This is a genomic window from Veillonella parvula (genome assembly GCF_040094895.1).
GTDB classification, from domain to species: Bacteria; Bacillota; Negativicutes; order Veillonellales; family Veillonellaceae; genus Veillonella; species Veillonella parvula_L.
In genome coordinates, this window is record NZ_JBBNGV010000003.1 from 53,317 (window position 1) to 67,771 (window position 14,455).

At 39.2% G+C, this 14,455-nt stretch carries 12 protein-coding genes; 5 read left to right on the forward strand and 7 right to left on the reverse strand.

Annotated features, from left to right (window positions below; translation table 11 throughout):
* Nucleotides 1–366: 366 nt before the first annotated feature.
* The 5 genes from argH to AAAT26_RS06280 form a co-directional block, all read right to left on the reverse strand.
* Nucleotides 367–1,794 carry an argininosuccinate lyase gene (gene argH, locus AAAT26_RS06260; protein WP_004697518.1) on the reverse strand — a complete coding sequence of 476 codons (1,428 nt, stop codon included), beginning with the start codon at nucleotides 1,792–1,794 and terminating at the stop codon, nucleotides 367–369.
* Nucleotides 1,794–3,005 (reverse strand): argininosuccinate synthase, encoded by a 1,212-nt coding sequence (locus AAAT26_RS06265; RefSeq protein WP_349208997.1) that lies wholly within the window; start codon nucleotides 3,003–3,005, stop codon nucleotides 1,794–1,796. The genes argH and AAAT26_RS06265 overlap by 1 nt, the downstream gene beginning before the upstream one ends.
* A 275-nt stretch (nucleotides 3,006–3,280) precedes the next feature.
* On the reverse strand, nucleotides 3,281–4,039 hold the full coding sequence (locus AAAT26_RS06270; RefSeq protein ID WP_278472610.1) for a DUF3969 family protein: 759 nt from the start codon (nucleotides 4,037–4,039) through the stop codon (nucleotides 3,281–3,283).
* Between the two features lie 32 nt (nucleotides 4,040–4,071).
* A complete protein-coding gene (locus AAAT26_RS06275; protein WP_278472608.1) occupies nucleotides 4,072–4,773 on the reverse strand; it encodes a hypothetical protein in 702 nt (233 codons plus the stop codon).
* Between the two features lie 122 nt (nucleotides 4,774–4,895).
* Nucleotides 4,896–5,702, reverse strand: a complete 807-nt coding sequence (locus tag AAAT26_RS06280) for a transglycosylase domain-containing protein (RefSeq protein ID WP_278472606.1) — start codon at nucleotides 5,700–5,702, stop codon at nucleotides 4,896–4,898.
* Nucleotides 5,703–6,032: 330 nt separating this feature from the next.
* Here AAAT26_RS06280 and AAAT26_RS06285 point away from each other — a divergent pair, with 330 nt between their 5' ends.
* Entirely contained in the window at nucleotides 6,033–6,311 is a 279-nt protein-coding gene (locus tag AAAT26_RS06285) for a metal-sensing transcriptional repressor (RefSeq protein WP_004697521.1), read from the forward strand.
* 92 nt (nucleotides 6,312–6,403) lie between these two features.
* Here AAAT26_RS06285 and AAAT26_RS06290 read toward each other — a convergent pair whose 3' ends face one another.
* Together AAAT26_RS06290 and ptsP are read right to left on the reverse strand one after the other, a co-directional pair.
* On the reverse strand, nucleotides 6,404–6,664 hold the full coding sequence (locus AAAT26_RS06290; RefSeq protein WP_215675767.1) for an HPr family phosphocarrier protein: 261 nt from the start codon (nucleotides 6,662–6,664) through the stop codon (nucleotides 6,404–6,406).
* A 138-nt stretch (nucleotides 6,665–6,802) separates the two neighbouring features.
* The gene (ptsP, locus tag AAAT26_RS06295) at nucleotides 6,803–8,530 is read right to left on the reverse strand and encodes a phosphoenolpyruvate--protein phosphotransferase (protein WP_155085940.1); all 1,728 of its coding nucleotides are present in this window, start codon (nucleotides 8,528–8,530) and stop codon (nucleotides 6,803–6,805) included.
* Between the two features lie 318 nt (nucleotides 8,531–8,848).
* Here ptsP and dapF point away from each other — a divergent pair, with 318 nt between their 5' ends.
* Genes dapF through AAAT26_RS06315 form a run of 4 tightly spaced genes read left to right on the forward strand, consistent with a single transcriptional unit; the run spans nucleotide 8,849 to nucleotide 14,052 of the window.
* Nucleotides 8,849–9,682: a diaminopimelate epimerase gene (gene dapF, locus AAAT26_RS06300; RefSeq protein ID WP_004695030.1), complete on the forward strand. Its 834-nt coding sequence runs from the start codon at nucleotides 8,849–8,851 to the stop codon at nucleotides 9,680–9,682.
* Between the two features lies 1 nt (nucleotide 9,683).
* Nucleotides 9,684–11,081, forward strand: a complete 1,398-nt coding sequence (locus AAAT26_RS06305; RefSeq protein ID WP_270278933.1) for a Na+/H+ antiporter NhaC family protein — start codon at nucleotides 9,684–9,686, stop codon at nucleotides 11,079–11,081.
* Nucleotides 11,082–11,109: 28 nt separating this feature from the next.
* A complete protein-coding gene (gene pfkB, locus AAAT26_RS06310; protein ID WP_101928485.1) occupies nucleotides 11,110–12,024 on the forward strand; it encodes a 1-phosphofructokinase in 915 nt (304 codons plus the stop codon).
* Between the two features lie 33 nt (nucleotides 12,025–12,057).
* Nucleotides 12,058–14,052 (forward strand): PTS fructose transporter subunit IIABC, encoded by a 1,995-nt coding sequence (locus AAAT26_RS06315; protein ID WP_004695026.1) that lies wholly within the window; start codon nucleotides 12,058–12,060, stop codon nucleotides 14,050–14,052.
* The last annotated feature ends 403 nt before the right edge of the window (nucleotides 14,053–14,455 follow it).

The window sequence follows — 14,455 nt, forward strand, 5'->3', positions numbered from 1 at the left end:
ATCATCAAAATCGAACAGAACTCATTTTAATCGTAGCAAAGTATATTTTTACCCCATTTTATTCTGTGTATAGATGTAATTTTTCCTATCTATCACGGTTATAGTGTCCTAGTACAAGACTATTATTCTCTCACAGTCCACTACATATGTACATGTAAATACATCATTTTAATAGTGGATTATCAATTAGAATTTTGGGCTTTATAGGTATCGTCTAGCTTTTAAATAAAAAATCGATATACATATAAGTATAATGGGCAATATTAGACCCTTAATGAAATCCTTATATGTATATCGATCTTATTTTTCCAGATTTTATTGATAACTATTCTTTATTTTTATCTACTACTTATTCCGCACTAAGCTCTACTCTTCTACAGATTCAACGATTTCTTTCCATTCAGCAATTTGCTTTTCCTCAGCAGCGATAATGATTTTACCATTATTACGTTGTCGTTCCACACATTCTGGAGCCGTACCAGAATAGTTATTACGACCTGCAACACAAGCTTCGATGGAGATAGCGTCAAGAATATCTGCATCAAAATGGTTGGAAATAGCTTTGAAGTCCTCTACGGATAGATCAAGGAGTACACAACCTTTTTCGATGCAATGATGCACCGCATTACCTACGATTTCATGGGCTTCACGGAATGGAACACCTTTCTTCGCAAGATAATCCGCCATATCTGTAGCATTGGAGAAGTCGTCATCCAAGACTGCTTTCATATGAGCCCCATTGACCTTCATACCACGAATCATAGCCGCATTAATGGACAATGCGAAGTGTACTGTATCAATAGCATCGAAGATACCTTCTTTATCCTCTTGCATATCCTTGTTGTATGTAAGAGGCAAGCCTTTCAAAGTTGTTAAAAGGCCTAACAAATGACCATAGGTACGGCCTGTTTTACCACGAACCAGCTCGCAAACGTCAGGATTTTTCTTTTGCGGCATAATACTAGAGCCCGTGCAGTGAGCATCATCAAGTTCAATAAAATTGAACTCATTGGTAGACCACAAGATCAACTCTTCGCTAAGACGACTCAAATGCATCATTACTAGAGATGCAAAGGACAAGAATTCAACTACGTAGTCACGGTCAGATACGGCGTCCATACTATTTTCGTAAATACGAGAAAAGCCCAAAAGCTTTTGCGTATATGTTTGATCAATGCCGTATGTAGAACCAGCTAATGCGCCGGCCCCAAGTGGCATGATGTCAGCATGTTTGAATACCATCAACAAACGATCAAAATCACGTTCCAACATAGAGAAATAGGCCATCATATGATGCCCAAACAATACAGGTTGAGCCCGTTGTAAATGCGTATAGCCAGGCATGATAACATCACTATACTTTTCAGCTGTTTCGATGAGAGCCTTCTGCATATCTACGATGAGTTCACCCATTTCCACAACAGCTTTACGCACGTACATGTGCAAGTCTACTGCACATTGGTCATTACGGCTGCGGCCTGTATGCAAACGACCACCAGCTTCACCGATATCATCAGTAAGGCGTTTTTCAATATTCATATGAATATCTTCAAGAGCCACGGAGAACGGAAACTCTCCTTTATCAATCTGATTTTTAATCTTCGTTAAACCTACTAAAATAGCATCTCGATCTGCGTCGGAGATAATATGTTGTTTTGCCAGCATAGTCGCATGAGCCTTGCTGCCTGCAATATCTTCGGCGTACATCCGCGCATCAAAAGCGATAGAGGATGTAAAATCCTCTACCGCTTTATCAGTGCCTTTTGTGAAACGCCCGCCCCACAATTTAGCCATTATTTACCTGCTTTCTCTTTCATCAATGCATTAATTTTGAGAGGTAAACCGAACAAGTTGATGAAACCTTCTGCATCAGATTGATCGTATACATCATCTTCTTCGAATGTTACGAAATCTTCGCTGTACAAAGAATATGGAGAAGTACTACCTGCAGAAATGATATTTCCTTTGTACAATTTAAGTTTTACTTCACCTGTTACAGTTTTTTGAGTTTCGTCAACAAACGCTTGTAACGCGTTCATCAATGGTGCGAACCACATGCCATCATATACGAGTTCAGCGTATTTGTTAGCAATGAGTTCTTTGTAGTGGTATGTAGCTCTGTCGAGGCATAGGTATTCAAGTTCTCTATGAGCATACATGATGATAGAGCCACCTGGGTTTTCATAAACGCCACGGGATTTCATGCCTACCAATCTATTTTCGACGATATCTACAACGCCTACACCATAGTGTGCACCGATTTCGTTGAGTTTTTCTAATATTTGTAATGGAGTACCTTCTTGACCATCTACAGCTACAGGTACACCTTCTTTGAAGGATACAGTTACATAACCAGCTTCATCTGGAGCTTGTTCAGGTGTATGTGTTACCAAGTACACATCATCTTTAGGTGCATTTGCTGGATTTTCAAGATCGCCGCCTTCATGGGACAAATGCCATACGTTTTGGTCCATAGAATATGGATGAGATTTTGTAGCTACAACTGGAATATCGTGTTTAGCAGCATATTCCATACAGTCTGTTCTAGATTTCAAATCCCATTCTCTCCAAGGAGCGATGATTTTCATGTTAGGAGCTAATGCTTTGATAGTCAACTCAAAACGAACTTGGTCATTACCTTTACCAGTCGCACCATGAGCGATTGCATCAGCGCCTTCTTTTTTTGCAATATCTACAAGAATTTTACCAATTAAAGGTCTCGCGAAGGATGTACCTAATAAATATTTACCTTCGTAGATTGCACCAGCTTTTACAGTAGGCCAAATATAATCTTTTACAAACTCTTCCTTAGCATCAACGATATACGCTTTAGAAGCACCAGATTTAATCGCTTTTTTCTCAACTGCATCATAATCCTCAGGTTGGCCCAAGTCTACACACACAGCAATAACTTCAGCGCCATAATTTTCTTTCAACCAAGGAATGATAACAGAAGTATCTAAACCACCAGAATACGCGAGTACTACTTTATTTGCTTTACCCATGATAACACCTCACAAACCACTATCTATTTAGACTCATATAATCAATACAATATCAGATAATTGTGAAAGCACCGTGGTATTTTCTATTCCGACAGGCATTTTCTCCTTCTGACAAAAAATAGTATACACCTGTATAATTATAAATGCAAGCATTATTTTTATTCATTTTAATAATATATTTCGAAACCGAACTAAAAAACATAAAAAGCTATATCGAGTAATCTAAAATCAGATATAGCTTAATTTCTTACTACGAAATAAATACTAACACTATATTAATTTATACGGGTATCCTCATTAGAAATCACATGATATGTTAATTCATTAACTTTACTAAAAGTAAAGTTAACATCTACTTTATTCTTTGGGACGCAATAAAAATAATCTCTAATATTTATTTCTATTATATTTAGATGTATTTTCTGCCGTTTGATATTTAATACATCATTATCAATGTCAATTCTATCAAATTGCTGGATAACTTCATTAAATTCATCAGAATATTCGAAGTCTAACACCTTAATATTCTGAAGAATATTCTCTTTAAGAACAAGAAACACATCATTAAAGTAATCATCAAGTTCTGCCAAAAACAAAGTATAACCTAATAAGAAAACAGTATTAACGTACTCAAAACTTAATAAGGAGTCAAAATCAATTGTAAGACTTTCTGCTTCTTTATTCACCACCTCAAATAAATTAAAAGAATCAAAGCAAGCGCGATATACTGGACTGAGCAACAAAGCTTTGCACTCAAAATCTATACTATTTATAGTATCCACTAATAATGTAGTCGGAATTACACCTCCAACCCACGACTCAACATCCTCTAGTGCCATACCTTGAAATGTAATTTCCTTAAGTTCAGATGATAAACTCATTTCATCGATTAGTTCTAACATATCCATCCTATAAAATAAGGACTCTAATATATTTAAGTTAATACAATTATATCTATAGGCTTGAATTGTTCCTAATGCAATCATTAAAAAGTAAAATTCAATATTTCGTTTCCCGTTAATAATTATTTTCATAGTTTTTGATTCCCACGATAGGTTATGTCTGTTCAAACAATATCAATAGGTGAAAACTGGTAATCTAAAGCTACCTTATAATCTGTAGTTGTATTTATTGATGCTTTTAAAGTATTAACTATTAAAGACTGAATTTCACCTATAGCCGAGTAAAGCTCATTTTGAGCTTCATTAATAATCGCTTCAATACGAACATCTAAATCATAAGACCTAGAAATTCTATAATCACCTGTACTGTAGTCTACATTGCTAAATAGCTTTAATATATTCATCTCAGATATCGCTGTATCGAAGGCATTTATAGTATTTAAAATATTATTTTTATCTATTTCATTTACACCTATAACGGTCTCATTTTGAATATGTGGGATTGAATCCACAATGCATTGCTCTCTAACAGCAACTCGCAAAGACTCTTCATTCATTATTTGTTCTCTATCTAACGCTTTGTTCCAAAAGCAATGTCTAATGGCCATACAATTATGTTCATCATCGTAATAAACTATCCAGTTTTCTATTTTATTAGCATCAGCCTGTTCAATATAAAAAATTTCACGAGCATAGGACTCAACATCATGAACCTCAGATTTATAGTCTAATCCTCCGGGTCCCCTCAAATAATAAGATATAAAATTCTCAAGTCTAAGCATGGCAAACTTAATAATAGGTTTTGCTCCTATATAAATAGAGGAAAAATTACCTTGCTCATACTGTTTTAATTCAACATTATCCAATATCTACTCTCCTTATGCTCGAAATTCTCTCTAAAAAACATCTTAATAACACAAATGTATCAAAAAAATCTCTGTTAGCCAATTATTAATTAGCCAACAGAGATTATAAGATATATATTCAATTATTCTTCTATTAGCCCCAACTCTTGTTCATACGCATAGTCTGCCTCGGCTTGTGTAATCATACCTTGGTCTACCATTTGTTCGAGCACCAGCTTTTGTCGAGCTTTAGCCCCTTCATAGTTCGTGTAAGGATCTAAATAGGACGGTGCATTGGGTAATGCAGCGAGCAAAGCGCTTTGCCCCAATGTTAATCGACTGGGACTCGTCCCAAAGTATCCGTGAGCTGCTTCGTAGATACCATAATAATTATGACCATAATATACGGTATTCAAATACATAGTTAAAATTTCTTCCTTAGAATAGTAATGTTCCATCTCGCTAGCGAGGATGGCCTCTTCTACCTTACGACTCATGATGCGCTTTGAGGAAAGGAACAGATTTTTTACAAGTTGTTGTGTAATAGTACTACCGCCTTCCAAGGTTTCACCTGCTATGGTATTTGTGTACAAGGCGCGAATAATACCGAGTACATCAATAGCTCCATGTTTATAATACCGCTTATCTTCAATAGCGATTAATGCATTTTTTGTATACTCAGGAATAACATCCCCTTTCACCCAATGCTCTTTTGAAACACGTTGATTAAGAGCTATCTGTACTTTATCTCTAAATGTAAACAGTCGTATAATTCGATCCGTACGACTGAGCGTGTCTTCACTTTGTTCTATTTGTTTTTCAACAAGTGTATGAGCTTTACTCTCACGATTTGTCCCTTGAAAGCTATGGTATCCGTCATATATAAACATAGCCAAAATCATGACCACCACGAATACAACTAGGTTTCGAAGGTAGCGAAATACTTTCATTTCTTTCACCTATTTCTTAAAGGTCTGTAATATAAACACATGTAAACATAAGTTTATAATCTAGCCATCTATACAATACCTTATATACATATACAAATATAAAGTATATTAAATGTATTGTATCACATCAATCAAGAAGAAGATATGTAAAACACTAGTTTTTACGTCCACTCATACTACAAATATATTTAATATATCTTATAACGGCACGACACTATATATCTATAAATACCGATTAATGCATATTAGTTATACTTATTAAGTTGTATTAAAAACTTTAAATAGAGTATAATATATGAGATGATAAAAACATGCCTATGGAGGAGTAATATGAAACAGTGTATGGATTCAGAAAATCTGCATCGTCGATTGCGTAAAATCTTAGGTCAAGTGCAAGCTATTGATCGAATGATTGAAGAAGACATTCCCTGCGAAGATGTGTTGAGCCAAATTAATGCAGCTAAATCTGCACTACATAAAGTAGGACAAGTAATTCTTGAAGGACATATCAACCACTGCGTACGAGATGGTATCGAACATGGTGACGTAGAAAAAACCATTAGCGACTTTACAAAAGCTGTAGAACGCTTTGCAAATATGGGTAAATAAAAAAGGACTCTACAAATGAATTGCACCCAAAAATTAGACATAATTTTGGGAGGTGCAGTTCAAAATGTAGGGTCCTTTTTATTACCCCAATATTAATCGTGGTTAGTTGTTAAGAATTCGCTCAATGCAGCGAGTACATCATCTTCGTCAGCACCGTCAGCAGTCAATGTAACGGATGTACCTTTTGTAGCACCCAAAGTCAATACAGTTAAGATAGACTTAGCATCCGCTGTTTTGCCATTGGCAGCAATAGTCACTTTAGAAGCAAACTTAGCAGCCAATTGTGTGAAGGCTGTAGCAGGACGAGCATGTAAACCAGATTCGTTAGTAATTTCTACTGTTAATTCTTTCATGATAACCTCTTTCTATCTCGATAGGCAGAGCCTATCTTATACGTTCTAATAGATATATTGTATCAATATCAAGTATTTCAATTCAAGTATATTACATCTTATTTGCTATATAATGATTCTATTTAAGGCAAAACTGGATTATAGTAAACCTTTTTCAGCTAATACAGATTTAGCGTATTCTGTAATTTCTTCTGCTGTGTCCATAGTAAGTGCTTTATTTGCCACCTCTTCACATTCTGCTTTGGAAACAGAACGCAAGATATTTTTAATAAGAGGAATCGAAGAAGCAGTCATGGAGAATTCGTCGAGGCCAAGACCTAATAGAATCATGGTCGCCACAGGATCACTAGCAAGCTCACCACACATGCCTGTAAATTTACCTTGTTCATGACTAGCATCAATGACGTGCTTAATAAGACGTAACACACCTGGATGCAATGGTTGATACAAGCTACCAATTGCTTCGTTCATACGGTCTACTGCCAATGTGTATTGGCAAAGATCATTCGTACCGATACTAAAGAAGTCTACATATTTAGCAAGAATTGGAGATATAACAGCTGCCGCTGGTACTTCGATCATGATGCCAACCTTGATATCCTTGTTGAAATCCTTACCCTCAGCCTCCAGTTCCTCCTTACATTCACTAAGCATAGCATTCGCTTGCTTCACTTCCTCAACGGAAGCAATCATAGGATACATGATGTGAATATCACCAAACGCACTAGCTCGTAATAAGGCACGCAATTGTACCTTAAAGATGTCTGGACGATTTAAGGATATACGAATAGCGCGATATCCTAGGAATGGATTCATTTCACTTGGTAAATCAAGGCATTTCAATTCCTTGTCTCCACCGATGTCCATGGTACGGATAATAACAGGCTGCCCCTTCATATCTTGGGCTACCTTTTTATACTCTTCGAATTGTATTTCTTCTGCAGGCAATTCGTCATTTTCCATGTAAAGGAATTCTGTACGATACAAACCAATACCTTGTGCGCCCATAGTGAGCGCATGTTTAGCATCCTTCGCCTTACCAATGTTGCCGAATAGTTCTACATGATGACCATCAATGGTAGTAGCTTCAAGATTAGCGGATTCGCGTAACCGTTTTAACTCTTCTTGGAACGCCAACGCTTGATTTGTATACTCCGTCCAATCCGCATCAGATGGATTGATTTCCACGATACCATCCGTACCAAGAACGACTGCCTTATCGCCATCTGCAAAGCTTTCAATATCACCAACGCCCATAACTGCAGGAATCTCTAAGGTGCGAGCCATAATAGCCGCATGAGATGTAGGGCCACCTGCTGCCGTAACGATACCTTTTACTACCGCTTTATCAAGGGATGCCGTATCAGATGGTGCCAAATCATGAGCCACCAAGATAACCTCGCCAGAAATATGTGATAAACCGCGAGGGTTCATGCCTAACATATTACGCATCAAACGATCACCGATATCCTTAATATCTGCGCCTCGTTCACGCATATAGGCGTCTTCCATGCCGAGAAAGATATTGGCAAAGGTTTCAATTGTTTGAGCCGTAGCCGCTACCACATTCATATGGCTAGACTCAACAAGGGATTTAATTCCGTCAGATAAGGATGGGTCTTGAGCAATTTGCATATGCGCTTCAAAAATAGCCGCCTCTTCTGGCCCCATTTCATCCAACGCTTTTTTACGAATAGTATCCAATTGTTTTAAGGTAGATGCCATAGCAGTTGCAAACTTGCCAATTTCTTCTTCTACCTTGTCTTCCGTTACATTGTAATCAGGAATGACAATTTCCTCTTGAATATATCTATATACATTGCCTACTGCAACGCCACGAGATCCAGAAATCCCTTGAATTCGCATATGTGTTCCTCTTTCTATTACGATTAACTACATTACTCTTTATTTTATCATTTCTCTGTTAAACAATAAAGTAATCCAAATACCTATACTCCCTTAAATAACCGTCCCATATGGGGCATTTTTTGTTTTACTATAACTCTCAATAAACGTTGTAAGCTTTCCTTATTTTCCCTTTATTTTGCTATAAATTTATACGATTCCATGCCATGCTTAGAACCTATTTATGATATAATATTATAATATAGAATATATAATAATAAACATATGAGACTTTCACGGGCTTCATGGTGAAAGTCTTACTTATTGATAGGAGACTTTATGAAATTAACGAAAATGCATGGTCTCGGCAATGACTTCATCCTCTTTGCCGACCCACAAGGGACGTCTAAAGACTACACAGACCTCGCCATCCGCCTTTGCGATCGTCGCACGGGTATTGGTGCTGATGGTCTTGCTATCCTAGTTCCTTCCGAAACCTGTGATGTGCGCATGCGCATCATCAACTCCGATGGTAGTGAAGCAGAAATGTGCGGTAATGCCATCCGTTGCTTTGCCAAATACGCTTATGAACACGGTGAAACAACGAAGGAGACTTTCACCATTGAAACCTTAGCTGGCGTAATGAAGCCTACATTGACTATCGAAAACGGTATAGTCACACAAGTTACTGTAGACATGGGCAAACCATTTTTTAAGGCCCAAGACATTCCTATGAATGTAAACATGGATAAGGTTATCGACGTAGACCTCAATGTAAACGGTGAAACCGTAACAGTGAGTTCTGTATTGCTCGGTGTGCCTCATACGGAGGTATTCATCGACGACATTACAAAAGCCCCTGTTACAACACAAGGCCCTATCCTTGAAAAGCACGATGCCTTCCCTGCCAACACCAATGTAAACTACATTGAAGTGGTAAACGACAAACACATCAAGGTGCGCACATGGGAACGCGGCGCTGGCGCTACTTTAGCTTGTGGAACAGGATCTTGTGCCTCTGCCGCTATGTCCTTTGAAAAGGGCTTAACAGGCCGCGAAGTAGATGTGGAACTCTATTTAGGAACATTGCATATTTCATACTTGGAGGATGGCACGGTGCTCATGACAGGCCCGGCTGAGGAAGTCTTCGAAACAGAACTTCCTATCGATTAAAATGAAGTGGTTACAACTTATATTAAATGCGTTCCTAAGGTACCAACAGGGTCGCACACTCATACCACGGAATATAGAGCCCCTTTTGGGACTACTTGCATCCATTCTCGTCATCCTCATAGCCGTAGCCAATAGCATCGCTATTGGTTATGCCTTGATTGTCGTATGGAGCATCATGGCCTACGTGTTCTACCGCAAAGGATATGCCCTAAAAGAATTATTAAACCTATCTTGGACAGGTGCGAAAACATCCATCATAGTGATGCAAATCTTCCTTCTCATCGGTTGGCTCATCGCCATGTGGCAAGCAGCAGGCGTTATTCCTATGATTATCGCCACAGGTATCGATTTAATTGATCCATCCATCTTTATCGTCTGTGCCTTTTTAATAACAGCCATAGTGAGTATGCTGTTAGGTACTGCACTGGGCACTGTAGGAACGATAGGCATCGTACTCATCACCATGGCAAGAGCTGGAAGTATTCCAGAAAATATCGTAGTTGGTGCCATTATTGCAGGTGCTTACTTTGGTGATCGAAACGGTCCACTATCCTCTAGTGCATCTCTTGTAGCGGCCTTGACCCATACAAAGGTATCGACGAATATTCCCATTATGTTTAAAGATGGTATTCCAGCACTCATCATCTCTACAGTGTTGTATCTATTACTATCTCAGTGGTACCCACTCAATTACGAAAATAGTTTACTATCCGATACAATTCACTTTATTTTCAATATCGATTGGACATTATGGATTCCAGTCATCATCGTCATTGGTCTATTGCCTTTGAAAGTATCTATCCGTTGGCCTATCGGACTCAGTGCATTAGCGGCGGCCATTCTAGCCTATACCAATCAGGATGCGAGCCTCTCAGAGTTGGGATGGTATACCTTAACAGGCTTTGAACTACCGCACTATAATCCACTAGCTAATATCATTCATGGCGGCGGTCTACAAACGATGTTTATCCCTACCCTTTCAATTTTTATGGCTACTGCCATTTCAGGCATGCTCGAAGGGGTTGGCTTCTGGAACGATATACGACAACTGTTAGAGCGAGCTAAAACACGGAGCGATGTATTTGCTGCCAATGTAGGTCTTGCTTTCTTAACAGGTGCGGTTGGATGCAGCCAAGCTATTGCGGTAGTTATGACGCACTCTATTATGCGTATTACCTACGCACAGCAAGGTATTCAAGACGAAGATGTAATGCTAGACTTTGAAAATAGTGGCATTCTCATCGCTCCATTACAACCATGGAATATCGCTGCCTACGTGCCCATTGTCATGATGGGTACAAGTTCAACAGGTTATGTACCATTTGCCTTCTTCCTATATCTAGTACCACTCATCTATTGGTTACGATTACGGAAGCAAGATCAACCAATCATACGCTAATTAGTATTATCTCAAAAGGGGAAATTGTATGATTTATACCATTACCTTTAATCCAGCTCTCGATTATATCGTGCGCCTTGATCACCTCAAGACGGGTACTATTAATCGCACCATCCAAGAATACGTTCTCGGTGGTGGCAAAGGTATCAACGTATCTATCGTGCTCAACAATCTTGGCATGGATACGACAGCACTCGGCTTCATCGCAGGGTTTACAGGCGAAGAAATCGTAACACAACTCAAGAAATTCGGCGTGAAAGAAGATTTCATCCGGCTTCGCGAAGGATTAACCCGCATCAATGTTAAGGTAAAAGCCTCTGATGAGGAAACAGAGATTAATGGCCGCGGCCCAATCATCGGTACCGACGAATTAGAAGCTCTATACAAACAGCTTGATGCGTTGACCGAAAAGGACACCTTAATCCTTGCTGGCAGCATTCCTTCTAGCCTACCAAGCGATATGTACGAACTCATTATGGAGCGCTTACAACATAAAAATATTCGCATCGTAGTCGATGCTACAAAGGATCTACTCACAAAAGTCTTGCCTTATAAACCATTTTTAATTAAGCCAAATAATCACGAGCTTAGTGAAATCTTTGGGCGCACTTTATCTACAAAAGATCAGCTTGTAGAAGCAGCAAAAACATTGCAAGAGAAAGGCGCACAACACGTGCTCATCTCCATGGCTGGTGATGGTGCTATTTTGGTGTCCGCTGACGGCACTGTATATACCAGTCCTGCCCCTAAAGGAACTCTCGTGAATTCCGTAGGTGCTGGCGACTCCATGGTAGCCGGCTTTATTACGGGCTATGAAAAGACGGGTGACTTACAAGAGGCGCTCTATTGGGGTATCTCCAGTGGCTCTGCCTCCGCTTACTCTGAAAACCTCGCAACCCTTGAAGAAGTAGAAACACTGCTTTCACAAGTACGAGTTAAATAGTTTTATATTTTATGTGCATCAAGGAGTACACATATGAAAATCACTGATCTATTAAAACCTCAATCTATCCTACTGAATGCAGATCCTGTCACAAAAGCTGACGCCATTTACACCTTAGGTGAATTGATGGACAAAGGAGGCTATTTGACAGACAAGGCAGAATATTTAAAAGCTGTCTTCGCTCGTGAAGAGTCTGGTTCTACAGGCCTTGGCGACGGTATTGCCACACCACATGCTAAATCTGCAGGAGTAAAAGAACCAGGCCTCGCCGCTATGGTCGTGCCTAACGGTGTAGATTTTGAAGCGCTTGATGGTCAACCTTCCCGCCTATTCTTCATGATTGCAGCTCCAGAAGGCGCCGCTGACACTCATGTAGAGGTATTAAGCAAACTAGCAACTATGGTGATTGACCCAGACTTCAAAGAAGCCCTAATTCAAGCGGCTACTGTTGATCGATTCTTAGAGCTCATTACAGCTAAAGAAGAAGGAAACTTTGACCCATCCGTAGAAGGATATATCAAACCAGCAGAGGATCAAAAAGCAACCAGCATTACCGATGCTATCGAAGCAAAGGCTACAGAAGCAATTGAAAAGGTAGCACCTAAGATTTCTGTAGATAACCCGCATTATGATGTACTTGCTGTTACTGGCTGCCCTACAGGCATTGCACATACCTATATGGCGGCTGAATCTTTAGAACGCAAAGCTAAAGAAATGGGTGTTTCTTTAAAAGTAGAAAAGAATGGTGCATCTGGTGTTAAAGACGCTCTTACAGCAGAAGAAATCGAGCACGCTAAATGCATTATCGTAGCTTCTGACCGTCAAGTAGAGATGGCACGCTTTGATGGCAAACCTATGATTCAAACTAAGGTTGCGAACGGCATCAATAAAGCGGAAGAGTTATTGCGTGAAGCTATGGCTGGTACAGCACCTGTATACCATGCTTCCCCATCTGACAAAAATGGTGCAGTGGCTGCATTCGATGCGGCAGATAACTTTGGTCGTCAAATCTACAAACATTTGATGAATGGTGTCTCCCACATGTTGCCATTCGTTATCGGTGGCGGTATCTTAATTGCCCTTGCCTTTTTATTCGATGTATTCGACCCAGCAAATCCTAAAAACTTTGGTTCCGGTACACCTCTTGCAGCTTTCTTAATGCAAATCGGTGGCGCTTCCTTTGGCTTCATGTTACCCGTATTAGCGGGTTACATCGCTATGAGTATTGCGGACCGTCCAGGTCTTGTAGCTGGTTTTGTTGGAGGCTTATTAGCTAACCAAGGTGGCTCTGGTTTCCTAGGTGCATTGATTGCCGGTTTCGCAGCAGGTTATTTGGTATTATTAGTTAAGAAATTAGTATCTGGTTTACCTCAAGCCTTAGAAGGTACAAAACCGGTTCTCTTCTACCCTGTGCTTGGCGTATTATTCATTGGTATCGCCATTACCTTTATCATCAATCCTCCTGTATCCGCACTTAACCACTGGTTGATGGACTCCTTGCAATCCATGGGCACAACGAGCCGCGTATTGTTAGGTCTTATCTTTGGTGCTATGATGTCCGTTGACATGGGCGGCCCTGTAAACAAAGCGGCTTATGTTATCGGTACTGGTGCTCTTGCAACTGGCGAATACGGTATTATGGCGGCTGTCATGGCAGGCGGTATGGTTCCTCCATTGGCAATCGCTCTTTGTACTACATTCTTCCCTAGCCGCTTCACAGAGGCTGAACGTAAATCTGGTATCACAAACTACATCATGGGCCTTTCCTTCATCACAGAAGGTGCCATCCCATTTGCAGCAGCCGATCCAGTTCGCGTATTACCAGCTTGTATTATCGGTGCTGGTACAGCCGGTGCGTTATCCATGTTCTTCGAATGCACACTACGCGCTCCACACGGCGGCATTTTTGTAGTACCAACAATTGGTAATCCACTACTATACCTTGCGTCCATCGCAATCGGTTCCGTTGTGGCTTGCTTTATCTTAGCACTTGTAAAGCCAAGCTTAAAAAATAGTATCACAAAATAAATCATTAAAATTAACCATCAATTATAGCTTATATATGATTGATTGATGGCTGATAATTGTTGATTGTTTATGATGAGTTTCGACGATTAGCAGTTAGTAACTAATAGTTAACATTTAGCGACTAATTGATTAATGACTCTTATGATGGTAAAAGCTAGTGTCACACTAGTAGATATAGTAAAAGGACTAGAATATACGTATTCTGAACTGACCTAAAATTGGACATAATTTAGGAGGTATAGTTCAAAAATATACGTGCTCTAGTCCTTTTCTTATATTCAAAAATAATTAATATTATTTTATAATTCATTATCAAAACTACTTTCAAAAGTGGAAGCAAATCCTCAAAACTGTACAATTACATCGATTTATGTTAAACTATATAAATATTAATTAACTTTAA